We start from the raw sequence: 17,545 nt of genomic DNA on the forward strand, positions 1-17,545 counted from the left end.
CTCCCACTGCTATTCGGAGCCGCCCCGCCGGCGGGACGGGATGGCCGCTGCGACCGCTTCGACGGCGGAGCGCGGGCTCGTCAGGACGGGAGCGGAGAGCCCGCGCAGCAGGGCGGCAGCCGGTTCCATGCTCGCCTGGGCGAGGACGACGACGTCGCACCGGTTTGAGAGCACGCGGGCCGCTTGTGCCACCCGGGAGTTGTACTGCCCAGCATCTCCGCTGAGGAAGGCGTCCCATGCCCCGTCCACGAGGCTGACCTCGATGGATGTGGCGGAATCCGTGGCCGCAGCCTCCTCCGCAAGGACGCGTGCGGTCGGCTCAACAGTGCTTGTGAGCGCCGCGACAACGCCGATCCGCGGGCCAAGGGTGACGGCCCGGCGAAGCATGGGCCGGTCGATCCGGATCACGTCCACGCCGTCTGCTGACAGTCCTTCCGCGACCTCGCCCAGTGTCGAGCAGGTGCAGAGGATTACCTCGCAGCCGGCCTCCCGGAGCTCCGAAAGGTGGCTGGCCACGACGGCGCCTACGCGCTCCGCTGTTCCGACCTGCCTGGCAAGCTCCAAAGCTTCGGGATCCACCCGGTGGACTGTGCGGGCGGACGGCATGAGCTCCTGGGCCAGGGCCTCGAACGTCGCCACGTGGACCTGCGCTGTGTGGAGGAAACCAACGGTACCGGCACAGCCGGGGCGAAGTTCGATCATGGGGCCTGACTGTAACAGAGCAGGCCGGCGTCATCAGGGACTATGCGCCGGGCGGTAGGCCATTGCCATCCGCTCTTCTGGAGTTGGCTGTCGCAACCAGGGTGGCCAAGGCTCCCCAGGTGCGGCACAGCAAGCCCCCGGGTGATGCACCCGGAGGCTTTGCACTTGTCCTGTGAGTGTTACTGAACGGCTACGAAAACTTTGTCGGCGAGCATGCCCGGCCTGACGGCGAGGACACCTTGGCCAGCCGTAGCGGTCGGCACTTCAATAGCCTCATTGCCTGTTGCTGTGCCGTCCTTGTAGAGCGTGCTCGTGGTGTCGACGGGCTCCGGTGCGACGACGAGCTTGTCGAGTCCATTGACAGTCGTGCCGTCTACTGTCACGTATTCGATTGAGACAAAGGCCGGCATCTGCCCGTCAGGGTCATCGCCAATGTAAGTGGTGGAGTAGTTCACGAGGATGTATTGCGCCCCCTCAGTCGGCGGTTCATTGAATGAGTTGGCAGCGATTACAGCATCCGTGGCGGCGAGCGTGACGGAGTTGATCACGACGCGCCAGTCGTCAGACTCGATGACCGAGCCGATTGGGTACGGATTGCCGCGAGTTCCGGCTTCGGCGGCCGGATCTGCTGCTCCATCAGTGGCACCAGCGTCGCCGGACGGTGCTACGACTTTGGTGTCGCCGCTGCCTAGGGCGTTGTCGATGGAGGACCCGACGACGGCAAAGAACACGACGACCCCGACGATTGTTCCAACGATTGACAGGATCAAGGCAGCGATGCCCATCCCTTTGGGTTTGTCCTTTAGGAACAGTGAAACGAGAGCCAGAACGAATGCAATTGGCAGCAGTATCCAGCCAGCGATGAGGGCACCGGGCATACAGGCGAAGATGAACCCGAGCGCCGCTGTGACGAGTGCGATGAGCCCGACGACGTTCAACTGCTTCTTTGCCTTCGTCGGCTGGGGCGGGAACGGCTGCGTTGGCCCCCTATAACCCGGCTGTGCGAGAGGTGGCTGCCCAGGCTGCCCGGGTGCCGTCTGCTGGTAATCCTGTTGATGTGACATTTGTTCCCCCATATTTCTATTAGTGTGTTCAATTTCGACTTCAGCCAGATTGCAAGCTCAGGTCGGTAGTGTGTTGTGGCAGTTACTGTTTCAGCCACGAACCACAGCGAGAGGTTTTGAAGTCCTACCTGACGAGAGCGTCACTGAGGGACGGCCGCCGGAGACGATATCATTGTCAACAATGTCGCCACCGTTGGAGCCAGTACCGTTAATTCCCCAATAACAGCTGCCGGTGACATCGGAAGTAGTGCGAGCAGGACGAGTCGGCAGATGCTCAACTGTCTGAAGATTAGGCGGCGCTGCCGGCCTTTCAGGAATCCCTTGAGAGGGATTATTTTCGGTCACGAGTGTTGCCCCCAATTTTCGTGCAGATGCTTCTTTTTGACTGCCAGTCGGTCACGGAGTTGAATCTCATCAGTTCTGGCATCCGGCCAGATTGCGAACATTCACCAATGTGCCCGGTGTCGCTACAACCTCGTCGAAGATGAGCCTATTTGCTTTGCGGGCCACGGCCGCAGTGCTGGGCGAATCCTCAGTCAACATTCAGGCTTTCTTGAGCTGATCCTGAGGTTTTGTGGCTCTCTTAGGTTTTTTTGCTCTCAAGGTTCCGCGCGTGAATTGCCGAATTCGAGGACTTTACGTAACTCACGAATGCACGACAGCACAGGCGAAAACCTGGAACCCAGCATGCTGCTCCCTTTGACTAAATTTGTAATGCTCATGAGGCTATTTTCATCCCAAGATACGGTGTTACGCTCGGCAGGCAATTCGCATCGATATCTGAATTCTGGGGGCACAAATGAATACGAGTTCTCGACGCAATGGAGCGCGAAAGCCGGTCAACAGTGAGGTTGCCCATGAGGCCCGGACGCTGCGGCGACCCTGGATTTCTCGACGGCGAGCGGCTGGTGCGGCGGCAGCTGTCGCAATGTTATCTCAGCTCCTGAGCTCAAGTCTGTGCCGCCGGATCCCTCCGCGCAACGGTTAATCCTGCTCTGTTAACAACCACCGGTTGCTGGTCAGCGGTCACCGCCAAGTGCCGGAGGCAGACCTGAACTAAACGAGCGTTTGGTGGGTAAAATGGACCATGTTGGTCTTTCTAGCCCTCGGCTGGCTGGCATATGTGGGCTTCCTACTTGGCGCCCTGGTCCTCGCCGGCATCATCTGGGTCCTGTGCAATCTGGTGCTCTGGATCATGGACCTGAAGCCCCGGCTCACTCGCCCAATGCCCGTTGTGAGTATGCCCGCTGCCCGAAAGTCCAGTGCGATCCCGCGGCCGAAGCCGACGCCTATAGTGGCCCCCGTCCGCGAGCGGGCGGAAGCCAAAGTCACGTCCGACATCTGGCCTAAATGGACCGCGGCACGCAGGCAGTACATGGACCGCGAGCTGTTCCTCTGGCAGGAGCAGTTCGACGCCCTGAACGCCCCCAAGTGAGGCGCCCTCCAAGACACCTACGCACAAGTTCATTCCACGTGCTCTCGTGGATTCCTAAGCCCGGGATTGCACTGCGCCTATCAATCCCACCAATTGAATCGGCAGGACGGCCATGAAACTTGATCGCTCCATTGTCATTAACCGGCCGCCGTCGGTCGTTTTTGATTTTGTCGCCGTGAACCATGTGCACAACCATCCACGGTGGGATCCTCACATGGACCTCAAGCAGCCTTACGGACGGACCCGTGGGCGTCGGCACGCGGTTTCAGCGCCGCCACACGCGGATCGGCGCCGCCATTAAGGGCACGATGGAGGTCGTTGAGTTCGAACCGGGTCAGTCCATGGGCTTCCACATTCTCGACCAAACACCCAACGGACCGCTGGAAGTCAACTCGCGTTCAACCCTGGAGTCCCTGGACGAGGGCGCCAGCACCAGAATGACTATCTACCTTGACGTGCCGGCGATGGAAGCCTCGATGGACCCCACGATGATCGAAGGCAGCCTCAGCCGGATGAAGGAACTCATAGAAGCTGAAACCTAGGCAGCAGGACGGCGCACGCACTGGCTGCTCTTCCGACGTTGCTCAACCGAACATCCACGTACGCAGTTGCGCCGGCGTCGCCACGTTGCTTGCCAGGCACCGGACGGCGTTGTCGACGATGACGCAACAGTGGGATAGCCGCCGCCGGCCTCTCGCCAATGTGCGGCATCAGGTGGACGATACGATGCTGCCGGGGAGAGGCCCTGGTCGCAGTGACTAGCGTTAGGGGCCATCCAATGACTGACTTCTTCACCATGCAGCCCGGCGAGACCGCGGCGCCTTTGCCGCCAGGACCCGTCCTGTCTGCGGGAACGGCCGGCATGCGGCGCATCCACCGCTTTTTCCCCGCCCGCCACGGACGATCCGACGTGGGGACGGCTGGAGGACCAGATCAGCTGGTATTACTGCTGCAGCTTCCTCACCGCCCGCGCTTGTCCAACAAACCCGTCACACCGGTAGGCTGGAAAACCCAGACCCACTAAGTAGCGAGGCATAACGTGCACCAGGACGCCGCCCGGTTCCTGTCCCAGCCGGTGGCCGCCCAGCCCGGCTCACCCCTCCGCGTCGCGGTGTACTCCCGGATCGCCGAGGCCATCCGCAACGGCCTCCTCACGCCCGGCTCCATGATCCCCACCGAAACCGAACTCGGTACGGACATGAAAGTCAGCCGCACCGTGGTCCGCGAAGCCCTCATGCTGCTGGAAGAGGACGGCCTCATCAGGGCAAGGCGCGGCGTCGGGCGTTTCGTCTCGGACACGCTCCCCCGCATCGGCATCGAACGCATCCGCCCCTTCGAGGAAGTCCTCGGCAGCCCCGGCCAGCAGCTCGAGATCAAGCGCGTCCAGGTGGTGCGCCAGCCCGCGTCCGAATTCGCCGCCCCCGGTGTCGGCGTCGATCCGGGCACCGACTGCTGGCTCTGGGAATCGGTCCTGATCCGCGACGGCGAAGCCATAGCCCACCTGCAGGAAAACATCTCCGCCCATCCCGTCAGCCTCGGCAACGGCCCCGCCGCGCCGCTGGACATAAAGGACGACGGCGGCGCCACCTTGCTTGCCGCACTCAACAAACAGCTGGGCAGGCTGCCCGGGCCGGGCGAATGCCAGATCAGCCTTAGCCAGGTGGGGCCCAGCCGCGCGAAGCTGCTGGAGCTCCGCCCGTCCGATCCCGTGCTGGTCCTCACCCAGTACGTTCGATACGGCAATCAGCCCTTCTACCTGGCCAAATGCCTGATCGCTGCCCGGGCCGGGCACCTCTCGGTGATGCAGTCCCTGCAGTCCTGACCCAGGACGCGTTTTGGGCCGTACCCAACCGACAGCGTCACACGCATTCACGCGGCCGTGCCTCCACTGGGTACTGGTGCCTTTGATCACTTCGGCCGATGATTCGACTTTCTCCCCGACGACCGTGTTTGTGGTGCCGGTATCGGTGCTCCAGACCAGCACCGCAACAGCAGCAACAATGGGCGAGGCCATCGACGTGCCGCTGCCGATGTCGTACCCCGTGGACGTTCGGCGTTCCAGTCCGGAACGGCGCTTCCTCCAGTGCCTCAGTAACGCCCGTGTAACGCGCAGCGGGGTCGAATGAGGCAGGCATACACATCGGCCGGGTTGAGATCGGAGTGGACATGGGTTGGAGTGGTTGGTTCAATTTGGGTGCCCCCGGCGGCGGTTTCAGCGGAGGCCCCGCCACCATCTCCCGCAACAAGGACGTGTGCAACATCTACGTCCGCGGCAACGACGGTGCCCTCTGGCAACGCGCCTACTACGCCAACAACTGGCACCCCTGGGGACGGCACAACGACGGCGGCGTCCTCACCTCCGAACCAGCGCTCGGCTCCATGGGCCCGGACCACGAACACGTCTTCGTCCGCGGCACCGACAGCAACGTCTGGCAAAAATACTGGACCAAGGCCGGCGGATGGAGCGGCTGGTTCAACATCGGCGCCCCGGCCGGCGGCTTCAGCGGAGGCCCCGCCACGATCTCCCGCAATAAGGACGTGTGCAACGTCTACGTCCGCGGCAATGACGGTGCCCTCTGGCAACGCGCCTACTTCGCCAACAGCTGGCACCCCTGGGGACGGCACAACGACGGCGGCGTCCTCACCTCCGAACCAGCGCTCGGCTCCATGGGCCCGGACCACGAACACGTCTTCGTCCGCGGCACCGACGGCAGCGTCTGGCAAAAATACTGGGTCTACCAGCCGGAACCCGCCGGCGAGGTGTCCTTCGCGGTGAGCGAGTGTGTCTACAGCTGGACCGCCGCCTATCACCAGTCCGGAACCCGGGTCACCGTGAGGATCCAGCTGAGCCCCGATGCGGGGATCAGCACAGCCACGATGGACGCGTTGCGTACCACCTGGCGGAACGGCATTATCGCCACCTGGTCGGACAGGTTCAGTTGCGTGGCGCCGAACGGCGGCCGCCAACCCCTCACCTTTGACGTGCAATGGGTTGGTTTCGGGGCCCACCATGTGGTGCGCGTCCAGCCAGGGCCCGCGCGTTCAAACATGCGGCTCTGGGACACCAGCGACTCCGGTGATGTAGCCGCCCACGAGTTCGGGCATATGCTGGGGCATCCCGACGAATACGCGGATGCGGCGTGCCCGGCCAGGAACCCGGTGAACACGGGCACTGTCATGGCGGATAATACCGAGACCGTTGCCCGGCACTACAACCGGATCACCAGATTCCACGGTGCCGGCCACGCGCCGGCGGCCGGAGCATCCGAGCCGCCCGAGGTCCCCGAAGAGGCTGTAATGACGCTCAAGAACATCGATAACCTGAAGCCGGAACCCCGGGCCGCCGTCCTGCAAAGGCTGCGGGGCATGGCCTCGGGCGGTGACGCTCCCGCAGGGGCGGAAGACACCGAGGTGGCCTTTGAAGTCAGCGGCGGTGCGCCCGGTGAACGCTACGTGTACCGGCTGGGCGTCAGCGGGGACGGCGCCGCCCAGCGGAGCGTGCTGGATGAGCTGCAGCAGGGCGGAAACGACGAGACCAGCCATACCGTGGACCAGCAGCTGGCGAGCCGGGTCTTCGAGGCCGCCGCCGAAGCGGGCCTGCTCAGCGACGATGTCCCGGCGGTGCCCCACCAGCAGCTGGACAACGAGGTCCTGCCCGACAGCATGATTGCGATCATCACGGTCCGCGACGGCGATGCGGTACGGCGGATCGCCATACCGGCGGACGAACCAGCCAACGCTGCAGCCAGCCTGCCGGGCGAGCCTGCAGACATTCCGCTGCGCACCCAGATCCAATTGCCGTCCGAATCGCTGAGGTTTCTGCGCCCGGTCCTGGACGCGCTGGGGGCGGTGGAGGCTTCACTGTAGAAACCCCGTCAAGCCTGCAGTTCCCGCTCAATGGCTTCCATGGCATGACCGGGGCCCTATTGCGTCAGGCGACGGCCCCCGTTGAGGCGACTGCCGCCGTCGTACGCTCCTCGGAGCCAAGCAGCGTCTCCACCAGGTGCGGGGCGAAGTCCTCCTCGAGCGAGAGCACCACGCGGCATCGCGCGCCCTGCACCGGAGGGTAGCCCGCATACAGTCCCCGGAGGTCGCAGATGGTCTGGCCGCGGCCGGGCCCGTCGGAGGTGTCAACGGCGACCCGCACCACGGGAGCAGCAGCAGCTTTAACAGCACCGACAGCGAGCGCCGCCGCGAGGGGATCGTGCATCGCCGAGCAGGGCCGGCCGTAAATGTCCTCGTAGAACCGGAAGTAGTAGCCGAGCATCTCCCCCAGCGCCTGCGCCACGGGCGAAGAGGAGGCCAGCAGCGACTGCCGGTGCGGCTCCTCCAGGACAGACGCCATGGTCACGTCCAGCGGCACCAGGGTCACGTCCCAGTCGGCGGCCAGCACCAGGGCGGCGGCCTCGGGGTCGTTGAAGATGTTGGCCTCCGCCATCGGGGTGATGTTGCCGGGAGCCAGGGCAGCCCCGCCCATCACAGTCACCGACTCCACCAAAGACGGCAGCGAAGGTTCCAGCCGGAGCGCCTCGGCGATGTTGGTCAGTGGCCCGATGGCGAGCACCTTCAACGTGCCAGGGTACGTACGGGCCAGCCGGACCAGCATCTCAGCCGCGCTTTCGGACGCAACGGAAGCGGCCGCCGTCGTCAGCGTTACCCCGCCGATCCCGTTCTCGCCGTGCACCCATGGTGCCCCGCCGCCGAAGGAACCGGTAAGGGGGTCGTGCGCACCAAGAGCCACGGGAATGTGGGCAGATCCGGCGAGCGCCAGCAGGTCCAGGGTGTTGCGCGCGCCGGTGGCGGCGCTGACGTTGCCGCTGACGGTCCCAATGCCCTTCACGCAAGCGAAAGGAGAGGCCAGCAGGTAGGCCAGGGCGAGGGCGTCGTCGATGCCGGTGTCGCAGTCCAGGTAGAACGGGGAGGGCGTGGTCATGGTGGTTCTCCTACGGTAAAAGGGGTTAGACGGTCTCGCCCTTGGGGGCGGCGACGAAGAGGCTGACGATGAACGCGGCGGCGGTGATGGCCACCGAGATCCAGAGGGCGGTGGCGTACCCGGCGTCGGTGGCCTGGGCGGCGAACGGTGCCACGAGGACGACGCCGAGGCTCGCCCCGATGCCGAAGGAGGCGCCGTTGATGCCGGGCAGGGCGGCCGGGGCTTCCTTGGGTGAGAGGAGCACGGAGAGTCCGTTGATGGCGGTGAGGAAGAAGCCGTTGTAGAAGATGCCCAGGGCTGCGACGGCGATTAGCACCGCCGTCAGGTTCTCCGAGAAGGTGGCGGCGGCGATGGCGCAGGCCAGGCTCAGGCCGGTGCCAATGCGGAGGGTTTTGATCCAGCCGCGGCGGTCGGCCAGCCAGCCGGCGAGCGGGGCGGCGAAGACGCCGATGAGTGCGGCCGGGGTGAGGAACAGCAGGGCGGAGATGGAGGCGGTCAGTCCGAAGCCGCCGTCGGGGTCCTGGCTGAGCAGCACTACGGTGAAGTTGATGATGGCGAAGATGCCGGCCAGGGTGAGGACGGTGGTGGCGATGACCGGCCACACCTGGCGGGAGCGCAGGTGGTGGACGGCGATCAGCGGGTGGCTGCGGCGCTTCTCGATGATCCAGAAGGCGGCGAAGGAGGCAACTGTGCCGGCGAGCAGTGCCAGCGTGCTGGGTGCAAGCCAGCCGGCGGCCGATCCGCCGGAGACGAAGTAGGTGATGAAGACCAGGAACAGCGAGAGGGATCCGGCGCCCCACCAGTCCATGGCGCCGCGCACGCCGGCAGGGCGTCCGGCCGGGACGATTTTGATGATGCAGGCAGCGGCGATGGCGGTGAGGACCAGCACGACGACGAAGATGGACCGGAAGCCGAGGGTCTCGGCCATGAGTCCGCCCACGTAGCCGTCCACGCCGCCCACTCCCCCGTTGATGGCGGCGATGATGCCCACGGAGGTGCCGAAGACTTTGGCGTGCAGGTTTTCGCTCAGCACGATGTAGGCGAGGGCGAAGACGGCGCTGGAGACGCCCTGCAGGAACCGGCCGGTGACCAGCAGCGGCAGGGTGGGGGCGGTGATGCAGAGGATGGTGCCGGCGCCCATGATGCCGAGGACCAGGAGCAGGGCGGCGCGGCGGCCGATGAAGTCGCTCCACCGGCCGATCACGGGCCCGGCGATGGCGCCGGCCAGGAAGAACATGGACTGGACGGGGGCGGCACTGTCGGCACCCTGGCCGAACTCGGCCGCGATCTGCGGCAGTGCAGGGGTGACCATGCTGGCGTTGAGCTGGAAGGACAGCACGCCGAGCAGCAGGGTGGAGATCAGCAGGGCCGCGCGGCGGCCGGCGAATTTCGCTTCGTCGGGAAGTACGACGGCGGATGCGGCTTCCGCGGAAGGCGCGGCGGCCGCCGGGGTTGGGGCGTTCACATCAAACTCCTTTGTTCTGCAGGCGGGTCCTGCGCTTGGGATGTGAGTTGTTATACAACCATGTATGACGGACAAGTACAACCATGATCTACACTATTTCTCAATCCGGCCTCTTCCGGCCCATCCCCCGTTAGGACTTCCCATGAGCATTCGACCTCCTGCCGTCACCGTTGTCGGCAGCATCAATCTGGACCTGATCGCCACCGCAAAGCGGCTGCCCACTGCGGGTGAAACCATCGGCGGCGCGGTGCTGTCCGAGCAGCCCGGCGGGAAGGGCGCCAACCAGGCCGCGGCTGCAGCACGGCTGGGCGGCAGCGCCCGGATGATCGGCGCCGTGGGCGATGATGCGCACGGGCAGCGGATGCTGGACGCGCTGGCGGTTGCCGGCGTGGACACCGCTGATGTGGCGGTCCTGCCGGAGCCGACCGGGACGGCCCTGATTGTGGTAGACCGCGACGGCGAGAACCAGGTTGTGGTGTGCCCGGGCGCCAACTCGCACCTGTGGCTGGACGGGGTGGCGTTTGACCCAGAGGAGACGGTGCTGTGCCAGCTGGAGGTCGGGCTGACCGTGGTGCTGGAGGCCGCCCGGCGGCACACCGGGTACTTCGTGCTAAACGCCGCTCCGGCTATGGACCTGCCGGCGGAGCTGCTGGAACGCTGCGACCTGGTGATCGTCAACGAGAGCGAATACGCCCTGATCCCGGCCCTCGCCTCGGCCAAACTGGTGGCCGTGACCTATGGCCGGGACGGCTCGGCGATGTTCGAGCACGGCCGGAAGGCGGCGGAGGCGCCGTCGGCCGCCGTGACGGTGGCGAACACTGTGGGCGCTGGGGACGCGTTCTGCGCCGCCTTGGTCCTGGCACTCCGGCAGGGACTGGAATATGCCCGGGCGCTGGCGGTGGCCAACGCGGTGGGCGGGGACGCCGTGGGCGATCACTCCTCGCAGCCGGATTTGGCACGGCTGCGTTACTACCTTGAGCGGACCTCCGTTGCCGAGGCTGCTCGGTGAGCCTCGCGTTCAGGCGGGCGTTGCCGTCGGATTTTTCGGATGTCCGGCGCATTACCCGCGACGCCTACCTCCGGGCCGGGCACTTCGCCGCCGACCATCCGTACATGAGCGTGCTGGAGGACGTGGAGCACCGGGCCGAGCACGCGCAAGTGTGGGTGGCGGAGGCCGCCGGAAAGGTGGTCGCGGCGGTGACGCTGACGTTCGCCGGCCAACCGTACAGCGAGATCGCAGCCGACGGGGAGCTGGAGTTCCGGATGCTGGCCGTGGACCCGCCACACCAGGGCAGCGGCCTGGGCCGGGCCGTGGTGCAGGAGATTGTGGAGCACGCCCGGCAGCTGCCCGGCATCGAGGCGATCAGCATCACCAGCGCCACGTTCATGGAACGTGCTCATAGCCTGTATGAGTCTTTAGGCTTCCGCCGGGCGCCGGAACGGGACTGGTATGTGCCGGGCGAGGATGTGCTGCTGTGGGTGTTTACGCTCGAACTCGCTGGCTGAACCGGAACACTAGTTGAGCCCGTCTAATGCGGTGGTTGAGCCAGTCGAAACCTGGCTCCCCATGGTGCACATCAACAGTCCTTGCTGTGACCCCTTAGCCACCGGCCCGGTTCGAGGTGGCGGCCTCCACCATCCGCCGCGACCTTGCGCTGCTGAACAGCCAGGGCAGGCTAGCCCGCACCTACGGCGCGGCGGGGCGATGGCCCTGGGCGCGCACCCGGAAGCGTCGCTGCGGCAGCGCACCGGCGAGGCATTCGAGCAGAAGCATGCCATCGCCCGGTGGGCCGCCTCAGTGATCGTGCCCGGGGAGAACATCCTGCTCGACGCCGGCTCCACCGTAGGTGCCCTGGCCCACGAACTGCGCGGGTTCGAGAAGCTGTCTGTGACCACCCCGGGCATCAACACCATGCAGGAACTCGCCGATTCCGAGGGCATCGAGGTGGACTGCCTGGGCGGCCGGCTCCGCAGCGTTTCGCAGAGCTTTGTGGGGCCCTTGGTCGAGGCTGCGCTCGAGCGGATGAGCTTCGACCGGGTGTTCCTGGGCGCCGACGCCGTCACCGCCGAGGACGGCATCTGCGAAGCCGACCACGCCCAGACCCGCCTCAAGGAACTCATGGCCCGCCGCGGCCGGGAAGTCTACGTCCTGGCTGACTCGTCCAAACTCGGGCTCCGACCGTTCCACGCGTGGGCTCGGCTGGCACTCCCCTGGACTCTGGTGACGGACGACGGCGCCGACCCTGAGCAGGTGCAGAAGTTCCGCGACGCGGGGGTACTGGTTGAGGTGGCCGCGGTCTCCGGGTGAGCCTGCCGCATGCGAAGCCTTCGAGCAGAATCACGCGATCGCCCGCTGGGCGGCGTCCGTAATCCAGCCCGGGGAGAACATCCTGCTCGACGCCGGCTCCAAGGCACGTGCCCTGGCCCATGAACTGCGCGGTCCGGTCCGCTGTCCGTGACAACACCGGGCATCAACACCCTGCAGGAGCTGGCCGACTGCGAGGGCATCGAGGTGGACTGCCTTTGCGGCCGGCTGCGGGGCGTGTCGCAGAGTTTCGTGGGGCCGCTGGCCGAGGCGGCGCTGGAGCGCATGAGCTTTGACCGGGCGTTCCTGGGCGCCGACGCCGTCACCGCCGAGGACGGTATCTGCGAAGCCGACCACGCCCAGACCCGGCTCAAGGAGCTCATGGCCGAGCGCGGGCTTTCGGTTTATGTCTTGCGGACTCGTCCGAGCTGGGCCTGCGGCCGTTCCACGCTTGGGCCCGTCTGGCGCTCCCGTGGACGTTGGTGACGGACAACGGCGCCGACCCTGAGCAGGTGCAGAAGTTCCGGGACGCGGGTACAGGTTGAGGTGGCAGCGGTTTCCGGCTAAGTCACGGTGGGTAAGCTTACTTCTATGAGGATCGAAAGCCCTCCGCAAAAATGGAGAGCTATGCGGTGAGGAAAACCCCTCTTGAACCACGGCACCAATTGCGTGACCCCTAACTACTTTCTTCGCGAGGACTATTGTCGTTCACTAACATCGAGCAACTGATCGCCGCGCGAACGCAGTGGCTTGTATGGGTCGCCAAAAAGCTATTCTCAACCCGCCTCGATGACGTGGAAACGTATAGTATCTCGGGACTGTCAGATTTCACCGAAGTCGAGAAAGCATTATCGGTGATCCACATAGGACTGAGTCATATCCACGGTGTCGATGACGGGGACATCCAAATCCGAGGCTACCTAGAGCCTGAACTATGCACAAGCGTAATTTCACGATGGCGTGATTCAGGTTTCGACCCTCGTATCAGCAGCCTTTTAGAGTCTTCCTGGTTGACTTTGCTCCGCCTTGGTCGTGATCTTGAGCAGGCTAGAACCGAGCTCCTCTTAGAGTTCTATGCATCTCCGCTTGGTATATGGATGAGGAAGCAAACAACCGCCAATTTGGATCCAGAACACATAGACCACGGCGTGCTCACATACTTCAGTGAACACCCTGACGCCTTAGAAAACTCCTTGTCCTTGCCGCAGAATCTAGATTTTGGGCTGGACTACGCCGAGAGCCATCTCAACGTAGTGCTTAGCCTCGCTCAGACCAATCCTGAAGCAGCCTATGCGATTTTTTCGCCTTTGGAGCTACTAGGTTGCTATCCGGACAACGACATAGACCTGTGGAAAGATGAAGCGCTTGCGCTTGCAAGTCAGTACCATCACGTTTATCTGAGCCAGCCCGGCGGGTGGCCGCGCCCCGGGCCCGGAGGCGTTCCGGAGTGGGTTATCGACTCTGTGCGCAACAGAGGTGCACGCTTCAGTCACTCAACAAGTGGATTTGTGCCTGGATGGTTTATCACCGTCGAGTCAAACGAGGAGATGAATGGAATTTATGAAGAATCTTCGTCTCTCGCATTTTTCCTAAGAGAGGAAAATGACAGTATTCTCACCATTGGCTTCGCTTTCCACCTCGGCGATCGCGGCGAGAAGGCCCACGTTAGTTATAGATACGACATATCAGACACCGTTAGTCTCTATTGGTTACAAGCTTTACTTGCTATCGGCATTGTACGAATTGACGTTTATCGATTAAATCTTTTATTTGGTATCGAGTACTGTTTCGCCTTCGGAAGCCGCCTCCCTTTCGAGTTGGTGATTAAGGGTAGAGCCGTAATTCAGGACTACCTCGAATCCAACCAGCCAACGGTCAAGGCTCTTGTTCCAAAAACTACGTTGCACTATTTGGACGAAATGAGCTTGATTGAGAAAAACCTTTTTGAAAATTTAAAGTTCCTGCAACGAGAAAGAGCAGAAGCGCCAAACTCGCCCATCACAAGCGGCTATCTCAAGTTCCTTCGTGTGATGCACGAATTATCACTTGATGTCCGACGCGGAGTTGCCCTTGAGTTGTCTACTCTGACTGAGGCCTATGAAATTCTGCGGGTCTCACTCACCCGGCTTGAGCGAGGATCTTCTCGGGAGCTCGACCTGAGCAATCTAGGAGACGGGAGGGCTTATGTGCAGTTCTTCCAAATGAACGGATTTCTCAACGCCCTAGTTGCTTACGTGGACAGCGACAGCCAGACCCATTGTTACCCCATGGATTTCTCTGGTGACATTGATACACGCGTTCATTTCGATGATATCGCCCGATGCAGCAACTATTACCGTGACGGGCTGAGTTCCCTAAGCGGACTTGCCAGCAGCGGAATAGATAAACTCGTGATCAATCCGGGACCGGATGCATATAACATACCCCTGCACGATGCGATGTTGGCCATGGGTTTTTCGGAAGTAAGCTACACACATAGCCTCTCAAGCCTTTCGCCGAAGAGCGACAAAAAGGACAATCGAGGAGTACTAGTCGCCGGCTACTCAGATAAGGGTGATGGATATCTTCCTAAAGTAGAGCTCGAGTTATCCATCGTGGCCAGACTCTACTCATCTAAACCTAGGGAAGTTATCCTTAACGCGCCACTGCCCGCTATCGTCCACTTTGCGGGTCATGGGTACTCCGGCTCATCATCTTTTCAGGTAGGAATGGATTTGGGTCCACATCCCAATGACTATCTGTCGGCATCTAAGGTGCTCCTTGAGGCAGATTGCACCAGGACGACGATAGTTTTTCTTTCTGCTTGTTCGACGGGTAGGGCAGATTATGGACCAAGCCAACTGGTCGATAACGTGCCCATGGACGTGGCTTTCATCGAAGCTGGCGCTCAGACGGTCGTCTCAACCTCTGCCCCCATTAACGACGTGGTCGCTGGTCTGTTTGCATGCGTCTTCCATGCCGCACTGCGGAATGAGCACAGCGTCTGGGAAGCATTTCTAACAGCTAGGGCTGCGGTAAGCCAGGGCTGCTTCGACGAGTCCGGGCATGCTTATGAAGAGGAACTACGAGTTGACTGGCCGCGTTGGCAGGAAGACTTAGGCCAAGCTATGGAGGTCGCGCCTGACGACTGGCGGCTCTTTCGACTGTCTGGACGTCATTGGGCGTGAGTCGTTGGGCAGCAAGATCCGCACCTGCCTGCTCTCAGCAGTATCTCTGCACCGCTCTCCGTCTGCCGATTAATCTAATGGAGCTTTACGAAGTGAGACCCGGCGGCCACGAGACGTCCCTTCGGGGACTTGCGGCAGGCAGGGCGAAAAGTTGCCTCATGCCTTGGCAGCGCGCGAACTCGCGCGAGACCATGATAATAAGCACCCATTGAGCGATTTCAGGCTTTTCCTGCTGCCTCTTTCGCCGCATCGCTCGCTGCAACGTGAACCACACTCAGGTATTGAATTTCATCAGACGAGACCACTAAACGGTCAAGACTTGTAAGACTGCGGTTTTCCTTCTCAGTGACATATATGGGCCGCGAAAGTACGATATCGCGATTTCCCTCACTGGCTTCTCCTATATCGAAGCTGTGGAGAACTCCTTCCACCAAGGGGCCCTCTTTCATGGCGATTCCCAGCCAGAGGGTAGTGCCTTTTGCTACGCCGGTGAAAGCCTGTTCCCATGGTGAACCTGGCTTATAGGCATCGTGAAGTGACCGGTAAGCAAGCCAGGTGAGCCCCCAGGCAAGGGCGCACGCCCCACCCAGAACAAGAGCAAATGTAGATATGACGTGCCGGGGGTGTGAAGCCATATAAGCGCCACCTAACCGAGCCAATTCATCCAAGCTTACGAAGCCGAAAGGGGCCAGAAGCTCGGCAAACAACGCCCACAGTAACAGCGCCGCTCCCGTGAGGCCGACCCCTACGGCGGAAACCTGCAGAAGCTCCCCTAAGCCACTGCGCGAAGCTCCGCGAAGGTACTTTTCGCGTCGGATCAAAAATATCCAACCAGGAACTAGGCCAAGCAGTGCAAGAAAAGCCCACAGGCTACCTGGCAACAACCCTAGTTCTTTAGCTTAGGGGTTTGATTTGACACTTGCTCTGCAGGCTTAAGTGCCGCAGAGGGCGGAACGAAACCCTCGGGCAACAAACTCACTGGCATAACATGCGTTCCCCTACTTGCAGATCCGGTGAGAGTCTCACTTACTTGCGTCGGCGGAACTTGCGAGGAGGCGTCTTTATTTTCGGTCACAGGACATGATAGCTCAAGGAAAAAGTAGTGACGAGCATATGCATCGGTATATCAAGTGCTTGGCTCTTGTTCAGTTAGGGCGTTGGGCAGCGACTGGCTCCATTCCAACGACTCGTGGACTAGCGGATGAACTGGCCAAACTTGCGTCGTTAAGGGACAGTAGCGTACTCAGTGAGCAAGAGTTCAACATATTGAAGCGGGGCCTCATCGAGTGAGAACGGGCGCCGCAGCCCTCCTGTCAACAAGGCGATTAGGGAACAGCCCTAGATCGCAGCCAAGGCAGAAGAATGGAGGCCGTTCTCAGGGGCCGCCGTGGACAACAGTGCCGGGAACGGAGCGGCCACCCCTAAGCCCGCCCGAACTCGCTTCCCGCCACCTTGAGGATGCCTCGTTTCAGCCAGCCGCGGAAGGCGATAGTTGTCCAAGTACTGAGCCGATCCTGGGACACCCACCGGCGGGAGGACAGTAGGATTCCCTGCGGCCTGGTGATCGTCAACGAGAACGAGTACGCCCCCTGATCCCGGCGCTGGCGTCAGCCAAACGGGTGGCCGTGACGTACGGCGGGGGCGGCTCGGCGATGTCCAAGTACGGTCGGAAGGTGGCCAAGGCACCCTCCGCAGAGGTGGCGGTGGCGAACACCGTGGGCGCCGGCGGCGCGTTCGGCGCCGCCCTGGTCCTGGCACTGCGGAGCGGGCTGGATTATACCCGGGCGCTGGCCGTGGCGAATGCCGTGGGCGCCGATGCTGTGGGCGATCCGTCCTTTCACCCGGATTTGGTTCAACTGGCCATTACGTGGAGCGGACCGCTGCTGCTTCCGGCGCTTCATCATGACTGTTATCTTCCGGCGGGCACTGCCGGCGGACTTCCCTAAGTCCGGCGCATCACCCGCGATGCCTACCTCCGGGCAGGCTACTTCGCCGCCGACCATCCATACATGAGCGTCCGGGAGGACGTGGAGCACGGCGCGGAGCACGCACAGGTCTGGGCGGCGGAGACGGCCGGAGCAGTGATGGCGGCGGTGACGCTGACGTTGGCGGGCCGGCCTACACGGAGGTCGCCCGGGTCGGGGAGCTGGAGTTCCGGATGCTTTCCGAGGATCATGATTTGCCAGGGCGGCGGCGTGGGCCGCGCGGTGGTGCTGGAGATCGTGGAGCTTGCCCGGCATCAGGGCTATCTGCATCACGAGTGCAACCTTCATGGAACTGGTCCACCGGCTTATCAGTCGCTGGGCTTCCGCCGCGCGCCGGAACGGGACTGGTACGTGCCTGGCGAGGACATCCCGCCGTGGGTGTTCACGCTACAACTCGTGGAGGCCAAGGCCCTTCCCGCAGCCAGGTAATTTGCCCTCCCGTTGGTAACGGAGGTAAGGCACAAGATGCGCACGGGGAAACCAATATTC

Annotated in this window: 14 protein-coding genes and 2 pseudogenes; 11 read left to right on the forward strand and 5 right to left on the reverse strand. The window is 62.8% G+C overall.

Annotated features, from left to right (window positions below):
• Positions 1 to 9: 9 nt before the first annotated feature.
• Complete coding sequence (locus AU175_RS05705; RefSeq protein ID WP_066286570.1) at positions 10 to 702, reverse strand: aspartate/glutamate racemase family protein; 693 nt, start codon at positions 700 to 702, stop codon at positions 10 to 12.
• 179 nt (positions 703 to 881) lie between these two features.
• Complete coding sequence (locus tag AU175_RS05710; RefSeq protein WP_231938470.1) at positions 882 to 1,766, reverse strand: hypothetical protein; 885 nt, start codon at positions 1,764 to 1,766, stop codon at positions 882 to 884.
• Between the two features lie 1,087 nt (positions 1,767 to 2,853).
• Between AU175_RS05710 and AU175_RS05715 the strand changes: the two genes are divergently transcribed.
• The 4 genes from AU175_RS05715 (at position 2,854) to AU175_RS05735 (ending at position 7,068) form a co-directional block, all read left to right on the forward strand.
• Positions 2,854 to 3,201 carry a hypothetical protein gene (locus tag AU175_RS05715; protein ID WP_066286571.1) on the forward strand — a complete coding sequence of 116 codons (348 nt, stop codon included), beginning with the start codon at positions 2,854 to 2,856 and terminating at the stop codon, positions 3,199 to 3,201.
• A 245-nt stretch (positions 3,202 to 3,446) separates the two neighbouring features.
• A complete protein-coding gene (locus tag AU175_RS05720; protein ID WP_066286573.1) occupies positions 3,447 to 3,743 on the forward strand; it encodes a hypothetical protein in 297 nt (98 codons plus the stop codon).
• A 497-nt stretch (positions 3,744 to 4,240) separates the two neighbouring features.
• On the forward strand, positions 4,241 to 5,023 hold the full coding sequence (locus AU175_RS05725; RefSeq protein WP_066286576.1) for a GntR family transcriptional regulator: 783 nt from the start codon (positions 4,241 to 4,243) through the stop codon (positions 5,021 to 5,023).
• 344 nt (positions 5,024 to 5,367) lie between these two features.
• A complete protein-coding gene (locus AU175_RS05735) occupies positions 5,368 to 7,068 on the forward strand; it encodes a hypothetical protein (protein WP_156642183.1) in 1,701 nt (566 codons plus the stop codon).
• A 64-nt stretch (positions 7,069 to 7,132) separates the two neighbouring features.
• Here the strand turns inward: AU175_RS05735 and AU175_RS05740 are convergent, their stop codons facing one another.
• Positions 7,133 to 8,134, reverse strand: coding sequence for a nucleoside hydrolase (locus tag AU175_RS05740; protein ID WP_066286581.1), 1,002 nt, complete (start codon positions 8,132 to 8,134; stop codon positions 7,133 to 7,135).
• Between the two features lie 25 nt (positions 8,135 to 8,159).
• Positions 8,160 to 9,599: an MFS transporter gene (locus AU175_RS05745; protein ID WP_066286585.1), complete on the reverse strand. Its 1,440-nt coding sequence runs from the start codon at positions 9,597 to 9,599 to the stop codon at positions 8,160 to 8,162.
• A gap of 142 nt (positions 9,600 to 9,741) precedes the next feature.
• Between AU175_RS05745 and AU175_RS05750 the strand changes: the two genes are divergently transcribed.
• The 5 genes and pseudogenes from AU175_RS05750 (at position 9,742) to AU175_RS05770 (ending at position 15,071) form a co-directional block, all read left to right on the forward strand.
• Positions 9,742 to 10,608: a ribokinase gene (locus AU175_RS05750; RefSeq protein ID WP_066286590.1), complete on the forward strand. Its 867-nt coding sequence runs from the start codon at positions 9,742 to 9,744 to the stop codon at positions 10,606 to 10,608.
• Positions 10,605 to 11,105: a GNAT family N-acetyltransferase gene (locus AU175_RS05755; protein WP_066286591.1), complete on the forward strand. Its 501-nt coding sequence runs from the start codon at positions 10,605 to 10,607 to the stop codon at positions 11,103 to 11,105. Before AU175_RS05750 ends, AU175_RS05755 begins: the two co-directional genes overlap by 4 nt.
• A 104-nt stretch (positions 11,106 to 11,209) precedes the next feature.
• A pseudogene (locus AU175_RS21975) lies at positions 11,210 to 11,907 on the forward strand (DeoR/GlpR family DNA-binding transcription regulator); the annotation flags it as partial.
• 13 nt (positions 11,908 to 11,920) lie between these two features.
• Positions 11,921 to 12,471: pseudogene (locus AU175_RS05765) on the forward strand (DeoR/GlpR family DNA-binding transcription regulator); the annotation flags it as partial.
• A gap of 134 nt (positions 12,472 to 12,605) precedes the next feature.
• Positions 12,606 to 15,071: a CHAT domain-containing protein gene (locus AU175_RS05770; protein ID WP_066286595.1), complete on the forward strand. Its 2,466-nt coding sequence runs from the start codon at positions 12,606 to 12,608 to the stop codon at positions 15,069 to 15,071.
• A gap of 218 nt (positions 15,072 to 15,289) precedes the next feature.
• Here AU175_RS05770 and AU175_RS21640 read toward each other — a convergent pair whose 3' ends face one another.
• Positions 15,290 to 15,955 (reverse strand): DUF6338 family protein, encoded by a 666-nt coding sequence (locus tag AU175_RS21640; RefSeq protein WP_197497047.1) that lies wholly within the window; start codon positions 15,953 to 15,955, stop codon positions 15,290 to 15,292.
• A 768-nt stretch (positions 15,956 to 16,723) separates the two neighbouring features.
• On the opposite strand from AU175_RS21640, the gene AU175_RS21220 reads away from it, so the two are divergent.
• Complete coding sequence (locus AU175_RS21220; protein WP_331711950.1) at positions 16,724 to 17,017, forward strand: PfkB family carbohydrate kinase; 294 nt, start codon at positions 16,724 to 16,726, stop codon at positions 17,015 to 17,017.
• A gap of 63 nt (positions 17,018 to 17,080) precedes the next feature.
• Positions 17,081 to 17,485, forward strand: a complete 405-nt coding sequence (locus AU175_RS05780; protein ID WP_231938471.1) for a GNAT family N-acetyltransferase — start codon at positions 17,081 to 17,083, stop codon at positions 17,483 to 17,485.
• Positions 17,486 to 17,545: the final 60 nt, after the last annotated feature.

Origin of the sequence: Arthrobacter sp. B6 (genome assembly GCF_001663775.1) — a bacterium.
In the GTDB taxonomy this organism is placed as follows: domain Bacteria; phylum Actinomycetota; class Actinomycetes; order Actinomycetales; family Micrococcaceae; genus Arthrobacter.

Coding starts and splice junctions, on each gene's coding strand:
- AU175_RS05715 (WP_066286571.1), top strand. CDS start 2,854: ATGTTGGTCTTTCTAGCCCTCGGCTGGCTGGCATATGTGGGCTTCCTA.
- AU175_RS05735 (WP_156642183.1), top strand. CDS start 5,368: ATGGGTTGGAGTGGTTGGTTCAATTTGGGTGCCCCCGGCGGCGGTTTC.
- AU175_RS05780 (WP_231938471.1), top strand. CDS start 17,081: ATGAGCGTCCGGGAGGACGTGGAGCACGGCGCGGAGCACGCACAGGTC.
- AU175_RS21220 (WP_331711950.1), top strand. CDS start 16,724: ATGTCCAAGTACGGTCGGAAGGTGGCCAAGGCACCCTCCGCAGAGGTG.
- AU175_RS05750 (WP_066286590.1), top strand. CDS start 9,742: ATGAGCATTCGACCTCCTGCCGTCACCGTTGTCGGCAGCATCAATCTG.
- AU175_RS05710 (WP_231938470.1), bottom strand. CDS start 1,766: ATGTCACATCAACAGGATTACCAGCAGACGGCACCCGGGCAGCCTGGG.
- AU175_RS05740 (WP_066286581.1), bottom strand. CDS start 8,134: ATGACCACGCCCTCCCCGTTCTACCTGGACTGCGACACCGGCATCGAC.
- AU175_RS05705 (WP_066286570.1), bottom strand. CDS start 702: ATGATCGAACTTCGCCCCGGCTGTGCCGGTACCGTTGGTTTCCTCCAC.